The sequence below is a fragment of the Halalkalibacterium halodurans genome (assembly GCF_005671335.1).
In the GTDB taxonomy this organism is placed as follows: domain Bacteria; phylum Bacillota; class Bacilli; order Bacillales; family Bacillaceae_D; genus Halalkalibacterium; species Halalkalibacterium halodurans.
The window spans coordinates 333,868-359,512 of record NZ_CP040441.1 but is presented as its reverse complement, the minus strand read 5'-3'; the positions used below and the strand labels follow the sequence as shown (position 1 = coordinate 359,512).

The following is a 25,645-nucleotide window of genomic DNA, read 5'->3' as shown; positions in this document are numbered from 1 at the left end:
TGGGACAGCCCCTGCTTTCTATCATTTTGTGAAAATTAAGCTCCGGTACTTCCTTTCTGAAAAGTCGTAAACCCTTCTCCAAAATTACCTTATTTAAATATATTTATTTACTCTATTTTCATGAAAAGATGGTTTACAATACATGTTTTATATAGTAATATTTACTAATCAACACCAACAAATTCAAAAGAGGGAAAATTATAAAAAAGAATTCAAAAATGAAGTTGTCTCTCGTTGCTCTTACTACTTTGTTCGCTTTTACTCACTGAATGTATCTTTAGCTAACAATTCATCTCAATCTGAAAATAAAGACGAAACAAAACTCAAATAATAAAAGGGAGTTACATCATGAAGTATAGAATTCATGTTTTGATTTCATTGATTGCTATTATTCTAGTCGGGTGCCAAGCAGAACCTGATTCAGCTAATGAACCGGAAAAATCTAAAGAAACCGTTCAAGAACAAGAACCTTCTACTGAGAAATATCAGTCAATTAGGGAGTTTCAAGATACTTTTAATGGAGAAAACCTAAAGAATGATACATTGCTGATTAGCATAGAAGAGGATCAACTAACTTTAAGTATGGAAATAGCTTTAACAGAAGAATTGCTGTCTAAAATCCAAAACACAGCCAACAATTTCTATTATAATTTTGCTGATCTTGATGGAAACGATGAAATTAGCGAAGCTTTGGTCGAGTTACCCGAACCTGTAGATGGACACTCATTAATTGATTCGCTTGATAAAGATAACAATCGAATAACTGTCAGACAGGAACTCACACTTAAAGACGACTTAACGGATAATCAATTAGATTTTTTAAAACAACCTGAGCACTATGAATTTCAAACATTAGATGAATATAAAATTCCTGTACACGTCATTATTGGTATTGATGTTAGTACTTTTGATAGTCTTTAATTCTGAAGTAGCATCTCCTTTTAGAGGTGCTTCTTTTTAAAAAATCCTGATTTTAATAATGCTTATCCAAAAAATCTCGAATGGCTGATTGCATGTTTTTAGCCCCTCCTGGAACAGGGGTGTGGGTCTGCAACAATCTTCGGTAAACGGCAAGACTTCCGGCGTGGCCGCTTTTCTCGTCCGGAGACCAGACCCAGGTTCGCACATACACTGTTAACCTTTGTGAGTAAATCCCAAGTTTTATTTTAGATGACGAATTGTAATATTAAGTGCGACACCTAAAAATAAACACAAAAAGCCCATGATCCTTCGTGTAAAATGAAGTTACCACACAACCCTTACACGGAGGTTTATCATGAGCTACTCCCATCTTACCACGTTTGAACGTGGACGACTAGAAACCCTTCAAAAGTTGGGCTGGTCGACTCGTCAAATCGCTAAAGAACTCAATCGCCACCATTCCACGATTGCTAGAGAATTAAAGCGTAATCGTACAAAAGAATATGTTAGTGAAGTGGCTCATGAAAGATACGTCGAACGCCGTAAAGGCTGTCAACCAAAGGCATTATAAGGATATCCCCTATGTAGAGCTTAAAAAAGCGGCTAAGAAAGCAGCAGAGGAGTTTTATTCTTTTTGCAAGGACCTTCCTTTTGGAAAGGAAGCCAGCTTTGATTCTTTCGTAGAAACTTATGAGTTATTACGGAAGGTTGATTAAATCCAAGGAAAGGACGATATTGGCATTGGCACGCAGGTGACAAGAAGCCAGCTTCCCATGCTTTTTATGGACCCCCAGTTAAATAGGAGGTATGGAATACTTTGAAAGATTATCACAAGTTATTTAAAAAGTACCTACGTCGAAAAAAGCAGCTTGTTTTTACTCGAGATGATGTGGAACGAATCCTGATCTCAAAATTTAAAGCAAGAGAAATCCCAAATGAATACATGATTAAGTTAAAGTTTCACGATCACTTGGATGAAAATTATATTTACAAGTGCTTTGTCATTGATGACCCGGTGATCTTAAACAAATGGTACTCAGCAGCAGAAAAAAAGGAGCACCGGGAGGAAATAATCGACAACCGTTTAAATCCGTTTGATTTTAATCAATTAAAAACAAAGGAAGACCACATTCTAACCCATATTAACATCGATGAACATGAAGGCCGAAGGGTCAATGTAATTCTTGAAAGTAAGGACGGTAAACATGTCACCGAATTCATTGTACGCGAATGTGAAAAGATTGGCCGTTATATTAATGCGTTAATCATCGCAGGGGAAATTGAGGCTGGCCTCCTAACTTATAAGGAAGATCCAGAGGATGAATATTTCCAATGGTACTTGGAAAATTTAGAGATGTTTGGTTTCTTGGATTAAACAACTATACAAAAGAATTGGAAAATCACCGTCTCTACCTAGTGAGGGGCGGTTTCTTTTATTACGGCTCTACAATAAATGTTGGGGTTTTTGCACAAAAGAGGGCAAAAAAAATGCACGCAGGCTCCTTTATCCATTATCCTTGAATTGCCTAGAAACAAAGAAAGGATAGGAGCTGCGTGTACGATGAATTTTACCATGGATTTGCCCGGATTAAAAGGTGTGAAGGTCACAAAGATGGAGGAACGAGAGGACTTTATCGCGCTCCATGTAGAAATGCCGCGAACGCCTCATCGTTGCCCATCCTGCGGGGAGAGAACCGAGAGAATCCATGATTACCGCATCCAAAAAGTTCAACATCTCAAGCTCTTTGAACGGTGGGTGTATCTATTCTATCGAAAGCGCCGGTACGCGTGCAGATGCGGGAAGCGGTTTGCGGAGAAAGCCTGTTTTGTAGAGCGATATCAGCGTCAGACAGTGGAATGGAATCAAGCGTTTCGCTTACGGCTCATTCAAGGGAAGAACTTTACGGACACAGCGAATCAATTCCAAACGTCCGTGACAACTGCCATGCGCCGGTTTGATCAATTGGCGGCCCCCCTCGTGAAGAAGGTGGATCACCTTCCTCCTCGGATTGCGATTGATGATTACAAAGGGGATACGAATGCGGGGAAATATCAAGTGATCATTGCGGATGCAGATACACGGAAGCCACTGGATATCTTACCGGATCGTAAAGCCGATACGCTTAAACGATATCTTCAAGAGAAGGGTCATCATGTGAAAACAGTCGTGATGGATCTCAGTTATACCTTCAAGTCGGCTGTTCAAAAGGCCTTAGGCCACCCGCTCATCATTGGGGATCCGTTCCATTTCTGTCGTTACATCTACTGGGCTCTGGAAGGGGTTCGCCGCCGAGTGCAAAAAGCGTTCCATCCGTATCATCGAAAACGATGTAAACGGATCAAACATCTGTTTCAGAAAGAGAGAGAAGGACTGGATGATAAGCAAAAGAAGAAGGTGGAGCGGTACTTAGAGCTATCCCCTGATTTAAGGGAAGCGTATGAGCTAAAAGAACATTTTCGTCAGTGGTATCAAGAAGCGAAGATGCAAGGAAGGGAAGGACGAATGAGCGAGGTGAAGCAAGGGCTCTACGCCTTTTACCGAAGAGTGGAGGCGAGCCCGTTAAAGGAGTTCCACCGAGCCATTCAGACGCTGAAGAACTGGCAGACCGAGATCTTGAATAGCCTCGCGTTTGGCTTAAACAATGGTTTTATTGAAGGACTGAATAATCAAACGAAGGTGATTAAGAGAAATGCCTTTGGTTTTCGGCGTTATGATCGCTTGCGAAACCGTATTCTCTTGCATCATCAATTCAAACATCAAACATTCGGGGTAGGATAAGAGGGGCTCGCCCTCCTATGCCACCCCAACATTTGACTAAGAACCTTTATTACACCCCTCATCACCTTTAAGCAACCATTTTCAAGGGCTAGCCATTCACTCACTCCTCCCTGTACGCAGACTGATGACGAGCAGGGCAAGTGGCTAGCCTGCATTAATCGTAAAGGACCATCAGCAATTTTCGTTCCTAGTCTGTAAGGTCCTTTTAACCACTGACTTGATTTTATTCGATTACACGTTCGTAAGTGTTAACTCGAATCAAGCATGATTGAGAGGCATATTTCAATCCACGCACCCATGAAGAGTGCGACGCAGCAACGAAAAACTATTGTTCCAGAGGGGGTTGTTTCAATCCACGCACCCATATAGAGTGCGACAAAGCTGTGCGCAGCTTTGCGGGTGTAGAGGAAGGTATTTCAATCCACGCACTCATATAGAGTGCGACGTGTTCGGGCGTCAATTGCTCTCCGTAATTCGCGAGATTTCAATCCACGCACTCATATAGAGTGCGACATCACAAACGAATCCGTGGACATCAAAACATTTGGCATTTCAATCCACGCACTCATATAGAGTGCGACTGGCTCTTGCAGGATGGGAAACCCAAGAGATGCTAATTTCAATCCACGCACTCATATAGAGTGCGACACGACATCACTTACGAAGTAGTAGTTAAGAATAATTTCAATCCACGCACTCATATAGAGTGCGACTAGAAGCATACCGAGCATGCGAAGCAGCAGGTGTAATTTCAATCCACGCACTCATATAGAGTGCGACGTGAATTTAACACCTCATGAGGTTGTAATTTTTGAAATTTCAATCCACGCACCCATGAAGAGTGCGACTGGAAGCAGTATCAGATCTTGATTCTCTTCGAAATTTCAATCCACGCACCCATGAAGAGTGCGACGTTAGCGCTTGCTAGCTTTGTCGATGATCCAATTTCAATCCACGCACCCATGAAGAGTGCGACAGGGTACATCGTACCTTGGGTGCAAGAAAAGTTAGAAATTTCAATCCACGCACTCATGTAGAGTGCGACTCGATGAATGGCTCGATTATAATCCGTACACTAAATTTCAATCCACGCACTCATGTAGAGTGCGACAGTATAAAACAGCGTCACCGCGAAAAATCAAAGTATTTCAATCCACGCACTCATGTAGAGTGCGACCCCCAACATTCGACTTTCTCGAAGAAAGCTAACGATTTCAATCCACGCACTCATGTAGAGTGCGACTAAAATTCCACATTAAGAAGCTAATGTTTAACGTATTTCAATCCACGCACTCATGTAGAGTGCGACACAAATGCAGCCGGCCACGACTGAATTAATCCAAATTTCAATCCACGCACTCATGTAGAGTGCGACAACAACAACAACCAATAAAGGAGCGATCTTACTATATTTCAATCCACGCACTCATGTAGAGTGCGACACTAAAAGCGGCAGATGAAATAATAGTGATTGAAATTTCAATCCACGCACTCATGTAGAGTGCGACGTTAACTGTTATTCGGTTGATTGGATACAACATATTTCAATCCACGCACTCATGTAGAGTGCGACGACACAGACTTTTATACTGGTTGGATCAATGTGATTTCAATCCACGCACTCATGTAGAGTGCGACTTCGATATTCTCCAAATCCTCCAAATTATCATGAAATTTTAATCCACGCACTCATGTAGAGTGCGACTAGTCTATTCCCTTTCCCTCATTTATGGCCGTGGTGAATTTCAATCCACGCACTCATGTAGAGTGCGACTTTGATACTATCGCTCTACCGGTACAGGGGAATATTTCAATCCACGCACTCATGTAGAGTGCGACATCGCGTTTCGCACGCATCATGTTAAATTATGTATTTCAATCCACGCACTCATGTAGAGTGCGACAAGTGGCCATAAAATTATTCACATTGATGACATAATTTCAATCCTGGAATGTCAACACTAAATCGGACAATTATTTAAAGGTTCATTAACTTGTATTCAGTCGGTGTTAAGTAATCTAATGATCCATGAATTCGAATAGTATTGAACCAGTGAACGTAGTCAAAAAGTTCAAGGTCAAGTTCCTGTTGGCTAGAAAAAACCGCACCACGAACGAACTCTGTTTTGATCGTCTTAAATGTGGCTTCTGCGACGGCGTTATCATAGGGCGTTCCTTTCTCACTCAATGAACGCTCAATGCCAAAGGTTTCTAATGCCTGATCGATAAGTTTGTTCTTAAACTCACTTCCTCTGTCCGTGTGGAATAATTCGAGGCGCTGAAGATTGTATTTAACCGATGCAAAGGCACGTTGAACTAACTCAGCACTTTTATGAGGACCTGCGCTGTAGCCAATAATTTCACGATTATATAAATCTACTAATACACAAATATAATGCCATTTCTGTTGAACACGTACGTAGGTTAGATCACTGACAACGACTTTCAGTTCTTGCTCCTGATTAAACTCCCGGTTTAGTGTATTCCCAATTTCTGATTCATTACAGCTTGTTTTTGCTGGTTTAAACTGAGCTACTGTATATTTGGAAACCAGGCCCTGCTCCTTCATAATCCGCCCAATACGGCGTCTTGATACAGTCCAGCCTTTCTTTCTTAGCTCAATTTTAATCTTTCTTTGGCCGTAGTTATCACGGCTGTTCTTAAAAATATCAACGATCAGTTCCGACAACTCTTCATCCTGGTCGTCTCGAATTTTTGCTTCATAATAGTACGTACTTCGGGCCATTTGCAGGACATCGCACATTGCTGATACCGAGTATTTGTGGCGGTTGTTCCGAATCACATCTACTTTCGTCCCATGATCAGCGCGGCTTGCTTTAAAATATCATTCTCCATGGCAAGCTTTTGATTCTCTTTCCGCAGCCGAATCAACTCTTCCTGTTCGGGTGTACGGTTGTCTTTTTCTTCAAAGGATCCACTGTTCTGGTGCTGCCGAACCCACTTATCAAAGGCAGAAGGCGTCAGCTCGTATTCTTTGATAATTTCTGCACGGGGCTTGCCAGAAACATGAAGTTGAACGATTTGATCCTTAAATTCTTTTGTATAGCTTCTTCTCGGACGCTTGGTCATGTTTGATTCTCCTCAGAGTTTATTTGAATCAAGTGTATATGACCTTAACGAAACTGTCCAACTAAGTGTAACCTATTCATCCACGCACTCATGTAGAGTGCGACTGATTCTGCGAAATATTCTTTCGCGCTACCTCCATTTCAATCCACGCACTCATGTAGAGTGCGACACGGTGAAGGTGTAGAGACTAGTCACATACCACTAATTTCAATCCACGCACTCATGTAGAGTGCGACATTCTACCTTCGCGGATACTCTTCGCTCGCGCGTATTTCAATCCACGCACTCATGTAGAGTGCGACGTGACAGCAAATATCTTAACTTACAGGAGGGTACAAATTTCAATCCACGCACTCATGTAGAGTGCGACCCCCCGCAGAAGAGCAGGAGTTTGTCGAAGACTCATTTCAATCCACGCACTCATGTAGAGTGCGACGTGCTCTTCAATCTGGTGTAGCAGCTAAGGAAAAATTTCAATCCACGCACTCATGTAGAGTGCGACCTGTCGCACGCAGTGCATTCTCCCCCCATAGTTACATTTCAATCCACGCACTCATGTAGAGTGCGACAAGTTATTTGGCTTGGAACAAAAACGGGCGACGAAAATTTCAATCCACGCACTCATATAGAGTGCGACTCTGAAAAACCAATCAGATTCGGAGATAACCTGCATTTCAATCCACGCACTCATATAGAGTGCGACACGGCTCCTTACCGTTTTGAGCGGACGGCCACAACATTTCAATCCACGCACTCATATAGAGTGCGACTCAACCAGCTCAGACACCTCCTCCAAAGGTAGAGGAATTTCAATCCACGCACTCATATAGAGTGCGACCGCGATGACCGCCACCCATTGTCGTAACAGTCGGCATTTCAATCCACGCACTCATATAGAGTGCGACAATAGCGCTCCAAAAGACCGATCTAATTAAAACGATTTCAATCCACGCACTCATATAGAGTGCGACTTAACGATTCCTGATACATAACTAACGAAATTTGAATTTCAATCCACGCACTCATATAGAGTGCGACTTTGGGCAAATGTCGCGGCCGTGCAGGAGTACGTCATTTCAATCCACGCACTCATATAGAGTGCGACAGCGAAAATCACCTAATGAATGGAAAATATTTACCTGTCATTAAGGGATTCTCTCATTACAATTGTTCCTTATTTCATTTTATTACATATCGGCACACATTTACACATAATATCCTCGTTTTTTGGTGCGGGCCCCCTAGGGATTTTATGTGCGCTTAGGGTTCGCACCAAAATACGCGCTGCTTCCCAACCTAACATAAGGATACCACGAAAGACTAACGGTTTGTTAACCGTTTGCTAGAGCACCCTCCCTTTTCTTTTATTCCTCATCACAACGTCCTTGGCTCATCCCAGCGACTTAGGGCGAGTAGGAAGAGGCTCATTTCTCCGTCTCCATTCCTTCCATTTGTCATAAGAGGCACCCCGCTTATCCGCAGGGTGCGGTTGTTCCTACATATCCGTTGCATCGGCTGACAAATTTTTTACGCGATGCAAATAATCGGTCATGTTTCGATCATCCGTTTCTGGGTAAGTGAATGAGCATGCTGCGGCCACGTCTTTTGCTAATGTTCGGAACAGGTCGCATGCGATAAAAATCGACTCCCACATTTGTTCGTAATCGCTGTTTGCGTAGGTGGCTTCGTACATAGCCCAGTATGGTGGAGGAAGGTGCTTTTTGAAGTACTTTCCTAGCTTTCCCGTGGACAGTTGAAAATCGCTTTCCAGCCCAATCCACCAGTTCACCATCTCATCTAAAGACGCTCTTGTTGTCAGCTCAAACATTTGCTTGGCGTATGGTAATTCGTCTCGCCATATGCCTTTCGCAACGTTTTGCAGGCACCACCAAAAGTTGTTCGTGCAGCTAATAAATTCGCCTTCGGTAGGCTCTTTGACATGGTAGTCGCTATCGGACGGTGGCGGGATCGGTAGTAAGCAATGATCTTTATCTAACAGCGGAACCGTCAACGTATCATTTTCATATACTTCCCTCATCGTCTCTTTCGTTTGCAAGGTCAAGTCGATCCGATTACCATCCGTGAACAGCATTAAAAAAGCATACCTACGGCTAAAATCCCGATTGATCCCAATGCCAGCATCAAGCTGATCTGGCTCTTGAATCATCAGTGGCTCACCAAACTTTTTCAACCATTGCTGTTCCTGAATAAATAAATGGAGCTATGTCCGTTACGACATAGACGATGTCATAGTCTTGAAAAAGATCCTTTGGCACATTCGAGTTAGTCCGTGAACCATTCATATAGACTACCCGAATTCGTTCTTCTTTCTTTGCAATCGTGAGTATGGCGTCCATCATCTCTTGTTCAGTTCTCATGTTCATCCCTCCGCTTTTTGTGTTTATGGTTACGCAGTAGCTTTCAATGGAGGGGCACGCGCTCGGTTCGCTGCCGCATAAGGTTATAACTTGTTCAGTCGCTTTTTCATCTTTCTCATCCTTCTTTGGAAATGGTCTTGTTTATTTCAACAACCGAGGGCAATTCCCTTCGTTCATTTAAACTCCCATGAGCCAATTCCCTAACGACCAGACGCCAAACCCTAGCAACATCAATCCTGAGACTCGGTGAATGACATGGAGAGAACGCTTTTTCATTCGATGCTCTACCGCCCCTGCTAAACTACTCAGCAACAGCCACCATAACGCCGATCCTAGAAAGACGCCTAGTACTAGGGAAAAGCTGTTAACGGCGGTTGCCCCAGTCGTTGCTAGACCGAGACCTGAGAAAATCGCCATAAACGATAAAATCGTAACCGGATTTGTGAACAGAATTTCTTTCAAAACAAAAAACGTCCCAATCCCAAGATTAGGACGAGAACAGTCGATAAATAAAACATAGTCGAAATAATCTCTCCACTCGTCTCGTTGCAAAAAGACACCTTCTATGAGAACGATCGTGGAAGAGGTTAAGTGAATGTGTTTCGGCATAATTGTGTCCGTCGCTCGATCGTAATAAGGTAACGTTAAATCGGTGCTGTTATTGCGTAGCTTTTTGAACAGCTCTGTCTCTAGCAATCGAATATCCCATTGCAAATAATAATATTCATACCACTCTTCATAGCCTGTTTCGTATCGCTTTTTCGTTTCCACAATGTAATCATCGAGAGGTAGAACCATGACTTCACGATGCCGATTCTTTAGCTCTCGGCTTAGCTTTTTTACAAACGTCGTTTTCCCTGCTCCTCCTAATCCGTCGATGCCAACAATAAAAGGGCGATCATTTGGATCGTGAGCGCATAACGTCTCTGTCACCTCTAGTAAAGACATGGCACATTAGCCTCGCTTTCGTAAGAATCCGTTCACGCTATAGAAAAAGTGGTTCATCAGAAGCAATCTTGTTTCATTCAACTTCCTTAAAAGGATAGAAAATTTCTTCACCATTCTTTAATATGACACTTAATTGTTCGTCTTTAAATTCTAAGTACGTTTCGTCAACAGGAATAAGCCAGAAATAGTCCTTCACTTTTAATAAGTACTCAAATTCATCTGTTTGGAAACGGATTGACTCAACTTCTTTTTGGTTTACGTAACCAAATAAAAATCCTTGGCTTCCTATTGAAATACTACCTATATTTGAAGGTCGAAATATATGCTCTTTAATATGATGTTCTAGATCATTAACTGCCGGACTCGAAGAATTAATGAGCCTCCATCCAAATAACCCCATTTCAAAAACTTCCCCATAAATGTACTCAGAATCTGTACTAAATATAACCTTATAATCCCCATAACTAAGTTCTTCCTTAATTTCTCTATCGCCTACAACATTTGTAAGATTTGCATTGGATAAATAGATCAGAAGCCATATAACAATTATAAAGCTGATTATAGATATTATAGTTATTTTCTGTTTTTTCATTTGACGTCTTCCCTACGTTAAATTTTTGGTTGTATCCAAAATTTATTTTAGTCTCTTATTATTTTCCCTTTCACATGTTCAAAAAGTCTTAAGTGATTGTTTGATTTTGTCCTACATTTGCTGACTCTTAAGGTGGCATCAATCTAACTTTTAAATAAGTTTGAAAGCTGCATCATTTTTATTTAATTTTCCACCTTCCCTTACACTACCTTCATTTTTTCAACTGTACAACAAAAGAAGCTTCACAAAACGAACAGTTGATGTATAATATATGTTATATAACATATGTTTTATAACGGTAGTAAATAAGATAAGGAGTGACCAATGATGCCCCCGAAAAAGAAATTTACCAAGGAAGACATTATTGACTCGGCCTTTTCCATTGCAAAAACGGAAGGGATCGACAAGATTACTATTCGAAAAGTAGCTGATCATTTAGGCAGTTCCAGCGCCCCTATTTACGTAAACTTTGAAGATGTTGAGGAGCTTAAACACGCTGTTGTTCAAAAGATAGTTCAGCTAAGCCAGCAAATGATTCAAAAGCAGAAAACAGGAAACCCATTTAGAGACATCGGGCTTGCCAGCCTTCAAATGGCTAAAGAGTACCCCGTTTTCGTTCATGATTTCATGATGAAGCCGAATGAATATTTGCAAGACTATGATGAGGGAATGGATCTAATTCAATTAATGAAGCAAGACCCTGAGCTTGAAGGCTTCTCAGAAGATGAACTCATGACCATTTTACTTAAAATGAGAGCATTCCAACTCGGACTTACAATGATGGTTGCCAATGACTTACTACCTGAGGACTTTACCATGGAGAACATCATAAAGCTGCAAGACAGCTTAGCCGAGGATGTGTTGACGGCTGCACAAGTTCGCAAAGAAAAAGACTTATAACCCTAAACGAGAGGAAATGGTGAAGCATGGAAAACCGACGAATCGTGATCATTACAGGGGCGAATTCTGGGATTGGAAAAGAGGCCGCACAGCGATTTGCAAATGAAGGAGATCATGTCATCATGGCTTGTAGAAATATAGCCTTCAGTCGCAAAGTCCAGCACGATATTATTGCGGCTTCAGGCAATGATCACGTGGACTTGTTGGAACTGGACGTCTCTTCATTCGCCTCGATTCGCACATTTTGTACTACTTTCAACAGCCAATATAAACGCCTAGATATCCTCATCCATAATGCAGCCTACTTTAATCACGGGGAGCCTTATCGTCTAAGTCCGGATGGCATTGAGTTAACGTTTGCTACTAATGTGTTCGGCCCCTATTTGCTGACCTCATTACTCCGTGACCGACTAAAGCAATCGGAAGACCCAAGAATTCTTCATGCCGGAAGCAACATTATTAAACATTTTTTTGATCCGAAACAAACCTTTGACCTCGATCTACTGCAAGAAAATCATGGCACCAAGTCATACAGTGTTTATAAAATGTACTGTCAATCGAAAATGGCGTTAATGCTGCTAACCTTTCAAATGGCAGAGGTTTTTGCTGATGATGGGATTAAGGTGAACGCCTTACAAATCAATGGGGCAAAAATGTCTAAGCGTACCATTCAAAAGGTGAAGCCATGGTGGAGACCTATAGCTTGGGGACAAAATCTATTTTTCCCGCCCCCATCTTATATGGCTGACAAGTATTTCACGATTTGTACATCTGACAAGTACAAACAGACGACAGGCAAGCTTTTTAACGATAAGTTGGAAATCATGGAGCCGTCGCCGACACACTATCCTGGATTCTTTAAGCAAATGAAGCTTCTCCTCGGCTCAAATGTGTACCCAGCCTATGAAAATACGAACATTCGGGAGAAGCTTTGGGCATTATGCAAAGAGCTAGTTGGAGAGTAAACTCAGTTTGCGATTGCTGATTATTTAACGACTTCGGTCTCGCTAAACCCTTACTCCCCCAAAAGCTCACGCAACATTCGTTCGCGATTCTCTAAAAAATACCTCGTCAATTGATAGTGTTCGGTCTGCTCATACGTGGTCTCTTCAATCGTGCCATGATCAAAGCTTAAGATGGTCGCATGAGGATACCCTAAGAGAATCGGCGAATGGGTGGCAATGATAAATTGGCTATCGCCCGATGAGACTAAATCATGTAATATCGCTAAAAACGAAAGCTGACGCTGCGGTGATAAAGCCGCCTCAGGCTCATCCAACAAATAGACGCCCTTCCGGTTGAACCGGTTGGCAAACAGGGATAAGAACGCCTCACCATGGGATTGGTGGTGCAATGAGCGGCCCCCATAAGCATGTCGCGCATCTACTTCATCTACATGGGAGGCAAAATGGTAGAAAGACTCTGCCCGTAGAAAGAAGCCATTCGACACTTCGGTAGCCACGAAAGACGAATATAGTCACCAAGGGCTGATTCGGAAGCATCTACTTCATAATAGTTATTGCGCCCGCCACCCGCTGTATTAAATTCACATTTATCCGCAATTGCCTCAAGTAAGGTCGACTTCCCTGAACCATTTTCCCCGACAAAAAAAGTCACTCGGCTTTTCAGCTCTAACCTTTGAAAATGTTTAATCGCCGGAATCGAAAAAGGATACTCTTGAAACGAAAGAACTTTTTCCCGCTGTAGTTCGATTCTCTTTAAAAACATCGAGATCACCTGCCTCTGATTGAGTGATTCCCTCTCATTATGACATAAACGGCTTTTATCGACTTGTATAAAGAAAAGACAGTCACGAATGACCGCCTTCCTACCTCTACATAATCATTGAAGTTCGTTGATACCTAAGTAATCACCTGATGCCCGGTTATATTTTGACGTCTCAAAAATGGAGATTTCCACATCTGGAGGAGAGATCTTAAGCTCCCGATTGATTCGGTTAAACACGAGATTGAAAGCCATTATTTCACTCCCACCGTTCGTCCCTCGAGATTATAGTACACCTAAATTTAGCCAACTTCTTTGAAGATTCCTTAACTCTTTAACTCTCTTCATAGACTTAAATATCTTTATTAGGGGGAAATTGTAGAAATTCATAGAAATTTGTAATAATTTATCGAAGGAAAAGTTTGGATTTATCATCCAAAATATACTAGAATTTAGGTGAATCGGCCGATTCAATCTTATTTAGGAGGGTTCATCCATGAATCCGTATAAAAAATGGACTAAATTATTAACGGTAAGCGCCCTTTCTACTCTGCTGTTTGCTTCTCCCACTATCTCTTTGGCTAATGATGGGGAAGCGAATGATGAAACTGAAGGTCACACTGGAGCTATGCTAAATGACCCATCGCTAACCCCGGCATTAGATGCTGAATTAGAAGCTCTAGCAAAAGAAAAAGATCAATGGTTAGAAGAGACCTTAAAAGAAGATATGAGAATTAACACTGTTACAGAAGGAGAATTTTATACAATTTCCGTCTCAAACTATAAACAAGAAAATGGCTATTATTGTGGACCTGCATCTGCTAGACAGACTTTGAGCTTTCACAAAAGCAAAAGCGGTTCATCTACAAGCTTGCCGAGTCAATCAACTTTAGCGTCCAAGATTGGAACAACCTCTTCCGGAAGTACAACATCAGGGATAGCAAGTGGATTAAACTCCTATAAAAGTACCTTCGGGTTTAGTAGTAATCCCTATGTAGCAGCAGATATCACCAATGTAAGTAGCCCAAAATCGACATTTGAAACAAGAGTGAAAGGGGTAATTAAAAACAAAACGAATGCCCCTATCGTTTTAATGGAAACCAAATACTTAACCAGATATGACGGAAAAGCTAGTAGACATTACAATACGATCAGTGGTTATTCTTATGAATACTCTAGTGGAAAAAAGAGGATGAGAACAGTAGACCCACATCATGAAGATAAATACCGTGGTATCCAATGGGATTCGGTTGGATCTACTTCTTCAAATGGTGTATTTAGAGCTGTATACGAAGCAGATAAAGCAGGATCAAATAAAGCTATGGCTTACTAATAAAAATAGAGCTGGATTAGAGATAATAAGCTATCTCTAATCCAGCTTTGCAAAGATAGGAGTCTTCAGATGACCAAACAAACCTATTACCTATTCATGATCCTAACGATCTTCTCTCTCGCTGGGTGCAATCAGGGTGCAAAACAAGCAATTATCGAAATTCCATATAAAGAGTACAACCATCCTGTGATCCTTGGAGACGAGATGTTTATAAATGTCAATAGTGATCCGTCCAAATTGTACGATGTGGACACACTGATTCAGTACAATATGAAAACAGGTGAAGAAAAGGTATTGTATGAATCTGAGTATGAGGAATCAGCGATGCAAAGTACAGAAGTAAATGAAGATTGGTTAGTTTGGGTAGATTCTAGTGTTGATGGCTATTATGAAAAAATACTTGCAATGGATCTATCAAATGGTGAGATTAAGACACTTGCTGAAACAAACCCTGAATACTTAACCATTTTTTCACCTGAATTATATGCAGACAATGTTGCATGGACAGAATTAAATGATGAGGCTCGAGTTGAAGTGAAATTACACAACCTGAAAACAGGCAAAACGAGTAGTATTGCAACTCTAAATGAATACTCTTTATACAACTCTTCAGTTTATATGAGTAATGGTAAGCTGCTATGGACTGATAGTGACAACGGAAACGGGTATTACTATCTTTATGATTTAGAGAGTAAATCTACTGATAAATATCAAGCACCAAAGCCATACCCCGGATATGCTAGTTATAGTGAAGGGAAAATATTTGCTATTCATTTTGATGAAAACAGAGATTGGACCTCACAAGATTTTGGCTATTACGATATAAAGTTAAATGAATATCATTCTTTAGAATACGGTCAATATATTAATTATTTTAAGACAAGTGATAACAAGCTAGCCATTTTAGATGATGAACACCATTTTTACTTCTATGAATTCCAAAATAATGAACTTGTTCCAATTGAAACAACGATAATGGAAGAGATAAATCCTTTTTATATTTTCTTTGATAACGGAGGTCATTTGATTATTTGTATAAATGATGAGGAAGATACGGATAACTCAAGGGTAGGAGCTATTTATCCTTAATGATCTTGGGCTGAAGATGTTTCTTAATCTTCAGTCCAATTTTAATAAAAGATAGGAGTATCTAAATGACCAAACAAACCTATTACCTATTCATGATCCTAATGATTTTCTCCCTCGCCGGATGCAATCAGGGTGCAAAACAAGCAATCATTGAAATTCCATATAAAGAGTACAACCATCCTGTGATCCTTGGAGACGAGATGTTTATAAATGTCAATAGTGATCCGTCCAAATTGTACGATGTGGACACACTGATTCAGTACAATATGAAAACAGGTGAAGAAAAGGTATTGTATGAATCTGAGTATGAGGAATCAGCGATGCAAAGTACAGAAGTAAATGAAGATTGGTTAGTTTGGGTAGATTCTAGTGTTGATGGCTATTATGAAAAAATTCTGGCAATGAATCTAGCAAACGGCGAGATTCAAACACTTGGTGAAACAAACCCTGAATACTTAACCATTTTTTCACCTGAATTATATGCAGACAATGTTGCATGGACAGAATTAAATGATGAGGCTCGAGTTGAAGTGAAATTACACAACCTGAAAACAGGCAAAACGAGTAGTATTGCAACTCTAAATGAATACTCTTTATACAACTCTTCAGTTTATATGAGTAATGGTAAGCTGCTATGGACTGATAGTGACAACGGAAACGGGTATTACTATCTTTATGATTTAGAGAGTAAATCTACTGATAAATATCAAGCACCAAAGCCATACCCCGGATATGCTAGTTATAGTGAAGGGAAAATATTTGCTATTCATTTTGATGAAAACAGAGATTGGACCTCACAAGATTTTGGCTATTACGATATAAAGTTAAATGAATATCATTCTTTAGAATACGGTCAATATATTAATTATTTTAAGACAAGTGATAACAAGCTAGCCATTTTAGATGATGAACACCATTTTTACTTCTATGAATTCCAAAATAATGAACTTGTTCCAATTGAAACAACGATAATGGAAGAGATAAATCCTTTTTATATTTTCTTTGATAACGGAGGTCATTTGATTATTTGTATAAATGATGAGGAAGATACGGATAACTCAAGGGTAGGAGCTATTTATCCTTAATGATCTTGGGCTGAAGATGTTTCTTAATCTTCAGTCCAATTTTAATAAAGATAGGAGTATCTAAATGACCAAACAAACCTATTACCTATTCATGATCCTAATGATTTTCTCCCTCGCCGGATGCAATCAGGATGTAAAACAAGTAATCATTGAAATTCCATATAAAGAGTACAACCATCCTGTGATCCTTGGAGACGAGATGTTTATAAATGTCAATAGTGATCCGTCCAAATTGTACGATGTAGACGCACTCATTCAGTACAATATGAAAACAGGTGAAGAAAAGGTATTGTATGAATCTGAGTATGAGGAATCAGCGATGCAAAGTACACAAGTAAATGAAGATTGGTTAGTTTGGGTAGATTCTAGTGTTGATGGCTATTACGAAAAAATTCTGGCAATGAATCTAGCAAACGGTGAGATTCAGACTCTTGCTGAAACGAACCCAGAGTATTTAACCCTTCTTACGCCTTCATTATATAAGGAGTATGTCGCTTGGACAGAATTAAATGACGAAATGCAGGTAGAAGTCAAATTACACAACCTCGAAACAAACGAAACGATTAGTGTAGGGAATATCAATGAATATTCTTTATATCACGCCTTTGTGCATTTACATGATAATAAATTATTATGGACAGATAGTGACAACGGAAACGGATATTACTATCTTTATGATTTAGAGAATAAATCTACTGATAAATATCAAGCACCCAAGCATTATCCCGGATATGCAAAATACAGCAACGGGAAAATATTCGCCATCCATTTTGACAATAATGATTGGACCATGCAGGACTTTGGCTACTTAGATTTAAAGACAAATGAATATCATTCCTTGGAACATGGACAATATATTAATTATTTTGATTCATCCAATGACAGATTAGCCATTCTAGATGATGAACACCATTTTTACTTCTATGAGTTCCAAGATGATGAACTCGTTCCCCTAGAAGTAACGATAATGGAAGAGATAAATCCTATGCATATCTTCTTTGATCCTGAAGGTCATTTGATTATTTATATTGATGAGGAGGACGATACAGATCATTCAAGGGTGGGAGTTATTTATCCTTAAAAAAGTTCATCATTCCGCAAACATCGGAGCGACCCTTAGACATAAGAGTCGCTCTACCCCTTTCAGCCTTGAGGGATTAAGACAAAGTCCGTACCTTCTGGATAAAGGGGAACATATTCATCGGCTTCATTTAGATAAGCGAGTTTGACATTGGCGAGTAGTTGATGCTTTGTTAGCTCCTTTAGAATCGTGTTGAGCGCCTTCTCGACATCGATGACATAGTTGAAAATATTGGCTGTCCCACGGCCAATATCCCCTCCGTCGCACATCCCATTTCCTGTCCAGCCTAAACATTGATCCATCAACTCTTCGACGAATTGTCTTTTTTCTAACGTTGCTTCTATTTCACTTTCTTCATAGCTATATTGCACGACTAGTTCAATTAACGCCTCTTCATCTAAGGATTGGAACCCTTCCTTCAGTTGCTCTTCGGCTAGGGCTTCCATCACCTCTTCCCCTTGGGCATAGCTTTCTAGTTCAACTTCTTCGGTTTCCCCTGTTTCACCAACGAACCCGTAATGTACAATTAAGGCTTTTTCATCCTCCCAGTCTTCCCACACTTCCCAATACGATAGCTTGTCATCCATCTCTTTTATTAATTTGATCACCGCACCGTCTCTCCTTTTCTTATGAATGGTTTAGGTTCCATTTGCAGGTTTGCTCTCTCTCCCGCTATCAAGCTTTTTCGAGATGTAAAAACAGCATAGGCCCACCGACAACATCGCAAGAAAGGGAATGATCGCCGCTAAAGTAAAAACAATCACCCAATAAAATAAATAAGCACTCATCGCAAAAAAGAGCCAACTGATGACAAGTAGAAAGCTTGAAATAAACTCCTTGATGGCCGTCATATCCGTCTCCTCCTCTTTCTTCCACTGTCGCAAATCGATCACGTTTTTGCAACTGTAACCCACCAGTCGTTAATCGTTTTTTACCCTTGTACAGTCAGAAAAAAGCTGAATCCCTCATGGATCCAGCTTTTACGTTTGCAGCATGTTTACTTCTGGTTGGTCTAATAATTGCTGGATGGTTACGAGTTGTAACCGTTGTTCCATTGCCTCCTGCGCTTGTTTTAACTCCTCCCGCAAGGTATTCTCAATGATTCGGCCAACCTCGCATTCGATTTTCGGGTTATGGAAGCCAAACAGTTGATCATCCCCGATCACATCTACAGCACGATACACGTCCAACAGCGTAATCTCGTCAGCATCTTTTTTTAAATACGCTCCACCAACGCCTGGACGCACACCGATTAAATCGGCTTTTTTCAACATCCCCATAATGTTGCGGACAATGACCGGATTGGAGTTAACGCTCCCAGCGATAAAATCCCCCGTACAGCCTTCTCGCACAGAGGCAATGAAGGTTAAAATGTGCACAGCTATAGAAAAACGACTGCTAATCTGTTTCAAGTTGATCACCACCGTTAGAATGATCTTAATGATAACCCATTCTTTTGTCAAATGGAACGGCGGCACGTGTCATTCGCAAGGTTACTTCTCGTTTAAAATCTCACGAACAGCATCCTTTAATGGAGTTAGCGGACGACCAAGTACCTTTTCAAAGTCCCCGCTTACGACGTTCAAATAGCCTTCGCGGATTCCTTGTTGAATGCCAACAACAAAAGGAAGCACTTCTTCTGGAATGCCAGCGCCACTCATCGCTTGTTCGTATGTCGCATCGTCTACTTGCTGAACCTCAACGTCCCGGCCAAGCGCGTCAGACACGACTTGTGCTAGCTCCTCTTGCGTGAGCGGATGGCCAGACAATTCATAGGTCGTATGCTCATGTCCTTCCCCAGTCAGCACAGCCGCTGCAGCATCTGCATAATCGCGGCGTGGAGCCCAGCCGACTTTACCTGATCCAGCTGAGGTTAACCAAGGTGCTCCGCTAGCAACGGCTTGAATCGTTCCTACCTCATTTTCTAAGTACCAGTTGTTACGAAGGAAAGAGTATGGGATGCCTGATTCCACAATCGCTTTTTCTGTTTCGCGATGATCTTCCGCGATAAAAAACGGATTGTCTTGGGCATTGGCGATACTCGTATATGCGATGAAACGTACGTTGTTTTCTTTTGCTGCCTGAATCGCTGCTTTATGTTGTGCCACTCGGTCACCAGGGGCTGACGAAATGATTAAAATTTTGTCAACGCCTGCAAAAGCGGAGACGAGCGATTCTGGTTGAGTGAAATCTCCTTGGCGTACGTCTACCCCTTGCGCCTTTAAATGCTCTGCTTTTTTCGGATCACGTACACTAACCGCCACGTTTTCTGCTGGTACCGTTTTTAATAATGCCTCAACGACTAATGAGCCAAGCTGACCTGTAGCTCCTGTTACTAATAATTTCATAAAAATCCCTCCAAGTCATATATTAGGTTCACCGTTAAAATTAATAACGTTATAACAATAATAGTTATAACTAGATTTATTGTCAACAGGGAATCTAAAATTTTTTATTCCTGTTTTGTTTTGCTTGCGCTTGTTTACTTAAAAAACAAGCTTAGATTCGTTTGATTTAATAAAATCGCAATCGAGAAGAAACCACTCCTCAATTTGTATGGTAATCTATCCTTACCATTAATGATGAGAGGAGAATTTTTTCATGACAACACCTTTCACGATCAATCATATTGAAATTCCGGCTCCCGATTTGGCAAAGGGGATACAGTTTTACTCCACATTATTTAACTGGGAATTTGAGGTTTTATCCGAGAATGAATATGCCTTTTTCAAAATTGGAGATACTGGGACAGGTGGTGGTTTAGACGCAACGCTCCAACCAGCAAACGAAAAACAAGGCGTCCAATTCGTAATCAGCGTGGATGATATTCCAACAAAGTTAAAAAAGATTGAGGAAAGTGGCGGGGCTATCACTAAAGAAAAGACAGAGATTCCAGGAGGGCTTGGCTTTTACGCTTGCTTTGTAGACCCTAATGGGAACCATGTCCAAATGCACTGCATGGAGTAAATGTGAAGACATACAGGAAACCGGCCCCACTTTTTTTAGCGGAGCCGGTTTATTATTTACCGTCATAAACCGTCAGCTTTTCTTTAACAGATGTGCGAGGCATGGCCTTCGGTACTTCATCAAAATAACCTAGATGTAAAAATCCAACAATCTTTTCTCCTGGTGCAACACCTACTAAATCCCGTACTTTAGGATCGTAAATATGTGGGTTCGTCTTCCATACAACCCCTAGCTTCTGCTCCCACGCAAGCAACTGAAAGTTTTGGATAAGGGAGCTGACCGCGCCAAAGTCTTCTTCCCACTGCTTTTGTCGAGGGTCTTCTTGCATGACAACAATTAAAAAGGCAGCAGGCTGGCTAAAATAATTTCTCCGGTTTTCTTGCATCTCTTTCGGAAACGTTTGAACTAATTGAGCCACAAACGTTTCCTTTTGTTCACTAGAAACAAAGATAAAGCGCCAAGGCTCCCTCAGACCATGAGTTGGCGCCCAGACGGCTACCTCTAACAATTGTTCGACAAGCTCTAATGGCACTTCTTGATCCAAATAGCCATTCTTAATGGAACGCCGTTCTTTTATTACGTTTGCCAAATGTGATTGTATGTACAAAACATGTCACTCCTTTTTTCGTCATTCAATGGCTTCATGTAGAACAACCAAATTTACGAAAACGTTATTAATAATGATAATCATTTTCAAATATACTTTCAATAATACTGCTTATAAAACGTAAGATCCATGCATAAGAAAAAAACATTCGCTCGGCTTCTGATGCTAGTCGCCAAACGAATGTAGTCTGCTTCCTGTCCCCGAGAGCTTTTCTCTCTCCCCAACCGTTTTTCCATTTCTATTCCTCTGTTTCCTGAACAGCACTCTCCAATTGATTAAAAATGGCTGAAACACCCTTCCACCAGTTTGGATCTTCTGCATATTTTCGATTGATCCATTGAATCGGATCAACATCCTCGGGCCGGTCTTTGCTTAAATTCACGATTGTACGAGCCGCAATTTGACTCGATTCTAAAATGGTTGAATTGAAGTCTTCCCAGCTATGAAAAACGTTAAATGGATTATTTGCCATTTCGTCAGCGTGTGTATGGCTGCTTGGTACGAATCCCTGCTCTTGCCCTGTTATAGCAAACAGCAATAGGGGATGAATATTAAACTCGTCAGCCACTTCTAAAATCGTTGAGAAATACGGTTCTTCTGCCAGCAATGAATCTCGCTCCTCCAACCATCCTCGTAGCTTTACATCATCTATCGGTTGATATTGTAAATTCGTAGGCAATCCGTTTACCATTCTCACCTTTGTTTCATAGACCGTGGATTTCACGATTTTATCCACCTCATAGTCGCTAGTGTTTCCCATAACGTTGTCACTTAAAATCGAGGGAAGGCCAATAAGACAAAGTAAAAGAATGGATATAGTGCCTACTAAATAGAGCCTATTGCTACGCTGTTTCTTTTTGGGCATCCATTGACTTGCTTCGTCCACTTGAATAGCCGGCTCTGTTGCCATCTCATGTGAAAATCGATCACTTGACACGGCCAGTTCGCTTTCTCCTTTTTTGGTACGAGTAAGAAGCGTAATCATATACTCTTCAACTAGATCCTCATCTAGTTGCACTTCCTTTTTTACCCACGACACTAGCTCCTGTTCTACTTCCTCCTGTGTCGCAAATTCGATCACACACTCAAAGATGTCATTGGCACTAATCGTTAACGAGTTGACCGAAAGCTTTCGGTTAATTAATGCCTTTCGGACGCTTCTTTTTGATTCGATTGAAACATTCGGCAGTGCATCCTCAATAAGCTCATGGATCATTTTCGCTACCATTCTAGCTTTTTCCTTCGGCGTTGAATCCTGATATCGGACATTAATGGCTTCTCTTATGGTAGCGACCTGTTTTTTATTTATCATTTCCTTTTGTGACAATTGTTCATGTATCAGAGTCAATGTTCCACCTCATATCTATACATAGATAGACTATAGCACCATTTTCATAAAATCAATACAATGGTACGGATGACCCCTGTCCACTTTTGTTACATAAGGAGGCTACGAAGCGAAAGGACGGTAGCGAGTAGCTGAAGTCGTATATAGTCAATTTGGAGGTTAATAGATGGGGACTGGTGCCAAAATGGTCTGACAGGGAGCTTTTTATAAGACCGATCCTGGGGGAGTTCTATAGGAGAGCGATTAATGAACAGCCAAGAAAACAAACTTGAACGAGTAAACCTATCCCTACACATAAAACCCTTTTAGTCAATCCCCAAATGATAGCACCGACAGACCAGAGTGTAATTGGTATCAATACAATGAGATAAGGGTTTGGGTCTGATGATGTTGATAGATGTCTTGGTTTTTGCGCTTCAATGTATACAAGTCATACTAAAACAATTGTGCTAATAGAATGAAACTACCTGTTAAGCTTAGATAAATGGATTTTGCTTTCATGTTTAACCCCTCCCCCTTCTATTGTCAAGACCATCCACGTTTAATTCAAAATAGGTCAATTGACGCTCTTTTTTAAATCCTGCCGCTTGATACAAACGAATCGCTTTCGTGTTTTGCTTGCTTACACAAAGCGTGATGTCCTCAACTGTCGGATATGAAAAAAGAACATGGAGCGCGTTTGTCAATAATTGGGTCGCGAGCCCTTGCCGTCGATAGTCTGGCGCAATACCGATATATTCGATCTGACCTTCCCCATGCTCCGGTTCTACCTCGACATACGCATAGCCGATAACGATTTGCTCTTTTTCAACGATTAGTAGCTTGTTCGTTGGTTCGTTTATCTTCTTAAGAATCTCTTCTGCATCATAATACGTCTGGGGGAATAAAGAATCATGAAGCTTTTTAAATGACTGGGTATGATTATTCGTAAACAATCGAACGTCATGATTCAGAGGTGGATAAAACTGTGTTCGATCACACGTTAAAATGTCATGATCGCCCTTTTCCATTCCGTTTAACTTCAGAATAAACTTTTTCGCATTGACATTGTGTTGATTGATAAAAAATTGAAAGGTGGATACAGGGACAGTTAACGAGTCGATTAATTGCTGCCAAAGAATCGTTGCCGTATTAAGCCACATTTCAGGATCGTCCTCATCCACAAAAGGCCCCCACACTTCCGCACTCTCTTCCTTCGTATCCACGTCCAATCCAACGGCTCCCTTGATCTCCATTCCGTCATAACCAACGATAAACGATTTCGAGACGCCTATATCTGAGAAATCACGTTCAAGTGTGGCCTTTATTTCACTTCCTTTTTCGCCACAAAAGCCGACATGATGCTCTCGTATGTTATTTAATTTCTCGAGAAAAGTAGCAAGTTCGTGTAGGGTGTTACTAGCGATAAATGAAATGTTCATCATGAGCTCCTTAGTGGTTATATTTTCTTTTTATGGTCCCAATTTTTACTTCATTATCCATCCTATCATACACTTATGCAAACGGTCATATTGGAGTAAAACAAAAAGAACCCATTTTGAAATTGTTGCTCAAAATGGATTCCTCTTCGTCAAATCATGCTGAACTTAATATTCATCATAAATATGGTCGGCGTTTTTGTATCTAAGTTCTTCCGAATTCGACCGCCCCATCTTGTCGCTTCGATCCTCCCGATCACCTGGCAAGCTTCCTTCTGGGACGACCTCTTGATTGTCGCGAAAGACGGTTTTTTGTCTTTTCTTATCGTCGCTCATATGATCCCTCCTTCATTGGTTTCAGGTGTTAGTATCCCCTAAGATATAACATTTACCAATGGCATATAAAAAAGTCGCATTCACATGGATGAGATGCGTCTACGTTACTTTCGATTCACAACCCGTTCAATGTGAATGGTTAAATACAGTTGTTCTTCCTTTGTGAGCTCATAATGATATTGTGCCTTCAGAAACTCTCCGATTTTTAGTGTGCAATCATAAGCTTCAGAATGATTTTCTTTTACTATTTGTAATAGGAAATCATCCTTGCTATTTAACGACGTTCCACTAAGCAGCCTCTGGGCGAAAAATTTCAGATGAGTGACAAATCGAAAAAAGGTAAGGGAATCTTCATCATATTCCATCTTAAAATGATACCTTACGATGTTTAATAGATCGTGAACGACCTTCGTAATATTTGAAATGTTCGGCATCCCTTCGTTTAATTCAGCGTTAATAATGTGTGTCGTAATGAATCCAGCTTCGTCCTCCGGCAACTCAATCCCGAGCCTATCCTTAATGATTCGCAAAGCTTCCATGCCAATGGCAAACTCTTCTTTATATAAACGTCTTAACTCCCATAAAAGTCCGTGGCTAATGGTGATACCGTTTTGAAATCGTTCGAGGGCAAAATTGATATGATCGGTTAACGAAATATAAATGCTATCATTCAGATCCTTCGCAAGCTTTTCTTTAGCGTAAGAAATAATTTCTTCGGTTACTTCCATATACTCCATCGGTACTTCATAGAGTAAAGATTTAAATTTCTCCGAAACGGCCCGATCCTTCAAGGAAAAAACTTTATCGATTTTCTCTTCCTCTAGTTCATCCCCGCGCTTTTTCTGAAAGCCTATCCCCCGTCCCGTCACGATAAGCTCTTGCTTTTGCTCGTTCAAGACACTCACGACATTGTTATTATAAACTTTCACCACTTTCATCTTTATCACCTTCAAAAAGGATTCAACTAAGGCTGAGGCCAAGCCAGGCGTGTCCGATGGATAAGACACACCGATCGAGTCTTTCTCCACACTCGTTTCATGTGCTTGGC

The 25,645-nt window shown here is 40.8% G+C and carries 25 protein-coding genes, 2 pseudogenes and 2 CRISPR repeat arrays; of the genes and pseudogenes, 11 read left to right on the top strand and 16 right to left on the bottom strand.

Features of this window, described 5'->3' with window-relative positions:
* Nucleotides 1-348 precede the first annotated feature (348 nt).
* From FED51_RS01875 to FED51_RS01860, 4 genes and pseudogenes are all read left to right on the top strand, one after another.
* Entirely contained in the window at nucleotides 349-921 is a 573-nt protein-coding gene (locus FED51_RS01875; RefSeq protein ID WP_138090146.1) for a hypothetical protein, read from the top strand.
* Nucleotides 922-1,276: 355 nt separating this feature from the next.
* A pseudogene (locus FED51_RS01870) lies at nucleotides 1,277-1,483 on the top strand (helix-turn-helix domain-containing protein); the annotation flags it as partial.
* Nucleotides 1,484-1,738: 255 nt separating this feature from the next.
* Nucleotides 1,739-2,296 (top strand): hypothetical protein, encoded by a 558-nt coding sequence (locus tag FED51_RS01865; RefSeq protein ID WP_010896504.1) that lies wholly within the window; start codon nucleotides 1,739-1,741, stop codon nucleotides 2,294-2,296.
* A 186-nt stretch (nucleotides 2,297-2,482) separates the two neighbouring features.
* Nucleotides 2,483-3,700 (top strand): ISL3-like element IS651 family transposase, encoded by a 1,218-nt coding sequence (locus FED51_RS01860; protein ID WP_138090144.1) that lies wholly within the window; start codon nucleotides 2,483-2,485, stop codon nucleotides 3,698-3,700.
* A 279-nt stretch (nucleotides 3,701-3,979) separates the two neighbouring features.
* Nucleotides 3,980-5,604: a CRISPR direct-repeat array (repeat unit 32 nt; unit sequence ATTTCAATCCACGCACTCATATAGAGTGCGAC).
* A gap of 74 nt (nucleotides 5,605-5,678) precedes the next feature.
* On the opposite strand, the gene FED51_RS01855 is transcribed toward FED51_RS01860, so the two are convergent.
* The 5 genes from FED51_RS01855 to FED51_RS01840 all read right to left on the bottom strand — a co-directional run bounded on the left by FED51_RS01855 (nucleotide 5,679) and on the right by FED51_RS01840 (nucleotide 10,708).
* Nucleotides 5,679-6,790, bottom strand: a protein-coding gene (locus FED51_RS01855; protein WP_134228893.1) for an IS3-like element IS655 family transposase whose coding sequence is annotated in 2 segments (ribosomal slippage) — nucleotides 5,679-6,541 and nucleotides 6,541-6,790 — 1,113 coding nt in all. Because the reading frame shifts where the segments join, the coding sequence is not laid out codon by codon here.
* Between the two features lie 71 nt (nucleotides 6,791-6,861).
* A CRISPR array of direct repeats spans nucleotides 6,862-7,895; the repeat unit is 32 nt; unit sequence ATTTCAATCCACGCACTCATATAGAGTGCGAC.
* 390 nt (nucleotides 7,896-8,285) lie between these two features.
* Entirely contained in the window at nucleotides 8,286-8,981 is a 696-nt protein-coding gene (locus FED51_RS01850) for an aminoglycoside 6-adenylyltransferase (protein WP_420810273.1), read from the bottom strand.
* Entirely contained in the window at nucleotides 8,965-9,168 is a 204-nt protein-coding gene (locus FED51_RS21715; protein WP_420810272.1) for an aminoglycoside 6-adenylyltransferase, read from the bottom strand. The genes FED51_RS01850 and FED51_RS21715 overlap by 17 nt, the downstream gene beginning before the upstream one ends.
* A 177-nt stretch (nucleotides 9,169-9,345) precedes the next feature.
* Nucleotides 9,346-10,116 carry a kinase gene (locus FED51_RS20985; RefSeq protein WP_083445643.1) on the bottom strand — a complete coding sequence of 257 codons (771 nt, stop codon included), beginning with the start codon at nucleotides 10,114-10,116 and terminating at the stop codon, nucleotides 9,346-9,348.
* Nucleotides 10,117-10,189: 73 nt separating this feature from the next.
* A complete protein-coding gene (locus tag FED51_RS01840) occupies nucleotides 10,190-10,708 on the bottom strand; it encodes a hypothetical protein (RefSeq protein WP_053432127.1) in 519 nt (172 codons plus the stop codon).
* Nucleotides 10,709-11,032: 324 nt separating this feature from the next.
* Here FED51_RS01840 and FED51_RS01835 point away from each other — a divergent pair, with 324 nt between their 5' ends.
* Both FED51_RS01835 and FED51_RS01830 read left to right on the top strand, forming a co-directional pair.
* Nucleotides 11,033-11,608: a TetR/AcrR family transcriptional regulator gene (locus tag FED51_RS01835; RefSeq protein ID WP_321541596.1), complete on the top strand. Its 576-nt coding sequence runs from the start codon at nucleotides 11,033-11,035 to the stop codon at nucleotides 11,606-11,608.
* Between the two features lie 26 nt (nucleotides 11,609-11,634).
* A complete protein-coding gene (locus tag FED51_RS01830; protein ID WP_053432125.1) occupies nucleotides 11,635-12,573 on the top strand; it encodes an SDR family oxidoreductase in 939 nt (312 codons plus the stop codon).
* A 50-nt stretch (nucleotides 12,574-12,623) separates the two neighbouring features.
* Here FED51_RS01830 and FED51_RS01825 read toward each other — a convergent pair.
* Both FED51_RS01825 and FED51_RS01820 read right to left on the bottom strand, forming a co-directional pair.
* Nucleotides 12,624-13,336 (bottom strand): annotated as a pseudogene (locus FED51_RS01825) (AAA family ATPase).
* Between the two features lie 114 nt (nucleotides 13,337-13,450).
* Entirely contained in the window at nucleotides 13,451-13,588 is a 138-nt protein-coding gene (locus tag FED51_RS01820) for a tautomerase family protein (protein WP_138090142.1), read from the bottom strand.
* Between the two features lie 241 nt (nucleotides 13,589-13,829).
* Between FED51_RS01820 and FED51_RS01815 the strand changes: the two genes are divergently transcribed.
* The 4 genes from FED51_RS01815 (at nucleotide 13,830) to FED51_RS01800 (ending at nucleotide 17,921) form a co-directional block, all read left to right on the top strand.
* Nucleotides 13,830-14,666 carry a C39 family peptidase gene (locus FED51_RS01815; RefSeq protein WP_053432124.1) on the top strand — a complete coding sequence of 279 codons (837 nt, stop codon included), beginning with the start codon at nucleotides 13,830-13,832 and terminating at the stop codon, nucleotides 14,664-14,666.
* Between the two features lie 69 nt (nucleotides 14,667-14,735).
* The gene (locus FED51_RS01810) at nucleotides 14,736-15,755 is read left to right on the top strand and encodes a hypothetical protein (protein WP_053432123.1); all 1,020 of its coding nucleotides are present in this window, start codon (nucleotides 14,736-14,738) and stop codon (nucleotides 15,753-15,755) included.
* A gap of 65 nt (nucleotides 15,756-15,820) precedes the next feature.
* Entirely contained in the window at nucleotides 15,821-16,840 is a 1,020-nt protein-coding gene (locus FED51_RS01805) for a hypothetical protein (RefSeq protein WP_138090140.1), read from the top strand.
* Between the two features lie 64 nt (nucleotides 16,841-16,904).
* Nucleotides 16,905-17,921, top strand: coding sequence for a hypothetical protein (locus FED51_RS01800; RefSeq protein WP_138090138.1), 1,017 nt, complete (start codon nucleotides 16,905-16,907; stop codon nucleotides 17,919-17,921).
* A 62-nt stretch (nucleotides 17,922-17,983) separates the two neighbouring features.
* Here the strand turns inward: FED51_RS01800 and FED51_RS01795 are convergent, their stop codons facing one another.
* From FED51_RS01795 to FED51_RS01780, 4 genes are all read right to left on the bottom strand, one after another.
* Entirely contained in the window at nucleotides 17,984-18,529 is a 546-nt protein-coding gene (locus FED51_RS01795; RefSeq protein ID WP_053432120.1) for a hypothetical protein, read from the bottom strand.
* A 30-nt stretch (nucleotides 18,530-18,559) separates the two neighbouring features.
* A complete protein-coding gene (locus tag FED51_RS01790; RefSeq protein ID WP_010896488.1) occupies nucleotides 18,560-18,772 on the bottom strand; it encodes a hypothetical protein in 213 nt (70 codons plus the stop codon).
* 129 nt (nucleotides 18,773-18,901) lie between these two features.
* The gene (locus tag FED51_RS01785) at nucleotides 18,902-19,333 is read right to left on the bottom strand and encodes an Rrf2 family transcriptional regulator (RefSeq protein ID WP_010896487.1); all 432 of its coding nucleotides are present in this window, start codon (nucleotides 19,331-19,333) and stop codon (nucleotides 18,902-18,904) included.
* 81 nt (nucleotides 19,334-19,414) lie between these two features.
* On the bottom strand, nucleotides 19,415-20,269 hold the full coding sequence (locus tag FED51_RS01780) for an SDR family oxidoreductase (RefSeq protein WP_053432119.1): 855 nt from the start codon (nucleotides 20,267-20,269) through the stop codon (nucleotides 19,415-19,417).
* 253 nt (nucleotides 20,270-20,522) lie between these two features.
* On the opposite strand from FED51_RS01780, the gene FED51_RS01775 reads away from it, so the two are divergent.
* Nucleotides 20,523-20,888, top strand: a complete 366-nt coding sequence (locus tag FED51_RS01775; protein ID WP_010896485.1) for a VOC family protein — start codon at nucleotides 20,523-20,525, stop codon at nucleotides 20,886-20,888.
* 52 nt (nucleotides 20,889-20,940) lie between these two features.
* Here the strand turns inward: FED51_RS01775 and FED51_RS01770 are convergent, their stop codons facing one another.
* The 5 genes from FED51_RS01770 to licT all read right to left on the bottom strand — a co-directional run bounded on the left by FED51_RS01770 (nucleotide 20,941) and on the right by licT (nucleotide 25,535).
* Nucleotides 20,941-21,495, bottom strand: coding sequence for a nitroreductase family protein (locus FED51_RS01770; protein WP_010896484.1), 555 nt, complete (start codon nucleotides 21,493-21,495; stop codon nucleotides 20,941-20,943).
* Nucleotides 21,496-21,733: 238 nt separating this feature from the next.
* A complete protein-coding gene (locus tag FED51_RS01765; RefSeq protein WP_041820120.1) occupies nucleotides 21,734-22,843 on the bottom strand; it encodes a hypothetical protein in 1,110 nt (369 codons plus the stop codon).
* Nucleotides 22,844-23,346: 503 nt separating this feature from the next.
* Entirely contained in the window at nucleotides 23,347-24,264 is a 918-nt protein-coding gene (locus FED51_RS01760; protein ID WP_053432118.1) for a GNAT family N-acetyltransferase, read from the bottom strand.
* Nucleotides 24,265-24,429: 165 nt separating this feature from the next.
* Nucleotides 24,430-24,597 (bottom strand): hypothetical protein, encoded by a 168-nt coding sequence (locus tag FED51_RS20980; protein WP_010896479.1) that lies wholly within the window; start codon nucleotides 24,595-24,597, stop codon nucleotides 24,430-24,432.
* A 104-nt stretch (nucleotides 24,598-24,701) separates the two neighbouring features.
* Nucleotides 24,702-25,535 (bottom strand): BglG family transcription antiterminator LicT, encoded by an 834-nt coding sequence (gene licT, locus FED51_RS01755; RefSeq protein ID WP_010896478.1) that lies wholly within the window; start codon nucleotides 25,533-25,535, stop codon nucleotides 24,702-24,704.
* Between the last annotated feature and the right edge of the window lie 110 nt (nucleotides 25,536-25,645).

Bases quoted from the DNA above. Each gene is read 5' to 3' on its own strand.
- FED51_RS01875 (WP_138090146.1), top strand. From the start codon at position 349: ATGAAGTATAGAATTCATGTTTTGATTTCATTGATTGCTATTATTCTA.
- FED51_RS01860 (WP_138090144.1), top strand. From the start codon at position 2,483: ATGAATTTTACCATGGATTTGCCCGGATTAAAAGGTGTGAAGGTCACA.
- FED51_RS21715 (WP_420810272.1), bottom strand. From the start codon at position 9,168: ATGAGAACTGAACAAGAGATGATGGACGCCATACTCACGATTGCAAAG.
- FED51_RS20985 (WP_083445643.1), bottom strand. From the start codon at position 10,116: ATGTCTTTACTAGAGGTGACAGAGACGTTATGCGCTCACGATCCAAAT.
- FED51_RS01840 (WP_053432127.1), bottom strand. From the start codon at position 10,708: ATGAAAAAACAGAAAATAACTATAATATCTATAATCAGCTTTATAATT.
- FED51_RS01835 (WP_321541596.1), top strand. From the start codon at position 11,033: ATGATGCCCCCGAAAAAGAAATTTACCAAGGAAGACATTATTGACTCG.
- FED51_RS01830 (WP_053432125.1), top strand. From the start codon at position 11,635: ATGGAAAACCGACGAATCGTGATCATTACAGGGGCGAATTCTGGGATT.
- FED51_RS01820 (WP_138090142.1), bottom strand. From the start codon at position 13,588: ATGGCTTTCAATCTCGTGTTTAACCGAATCAATCGGGAGCTTAAGATC.
- FED51_RS01815 (WP_053432124.1), top strand. From the start codon at position 13,830: ATGAATCCGTATAAAAAATGGACTAAATTATTAACGGTAAGCGCCCTT.
- FED51_RS01810 (WP_053432123.1), top strand. From the start codon at position 14,736: ATGACCAAACAAACCTATTACCTATTCATGATCCTAACGATCTTCTCT.
- FED51_RS01805 (WP_138090140.1), top strand. From the start codon at position 15,821: ATGACCAAACAAACCTATTACCTATTCATGATCCTAATGATTTTCTCC.
- FED51_RS01800 (WP_138090138.1), top strand. From the start codon at position 16,905: ATGACCAAACAAACCTATTACCTATTCATGATCCTAATGATTTTCTCC.
- FED51_RS01790 (WP_010896488.1), bottom strand. From the start codon at position 18,772: ATGACGGCCATCAAGGAGTTTATTTCAAGCTTTCTACTTGTCATCAGT.
- FED51_RS01780 (WP_053432119.1), bottom strand. From the start codon at position 20,269: ATGAAATTATTAGTAACAGGAGCTACAGGTCAGCTTGGCTCATTAGTC.
- FED51_RS01775 (WP_010896485.1), top strand. From the start codon at position 20,523: ATGACAACACCTTTCACGATCAATCATATTGAAATTCCGGCTCCCGAT.
- FED51_RS01760 (WP_053432118.1), bottom strand. From the start codon at position 24,264: ATGAACATTTCATTTATCGCTAGTAACACCCTACACGAACTTGCTACT.
- FED51_RS20980 (WP_010896479.1), bottom strand. From the start codon at position 24,597: ATGAGCGACGATAAGAAAAGACAAAAAACCGTCTTTCGCGACAATCAA.
- licT (WP_010896478.1), bottom strand. From the start codon at position 25,535: ATGAAAGTGGTGAAAGTTTATAATAACAATGTCGTGAGTGTCTTGAAC.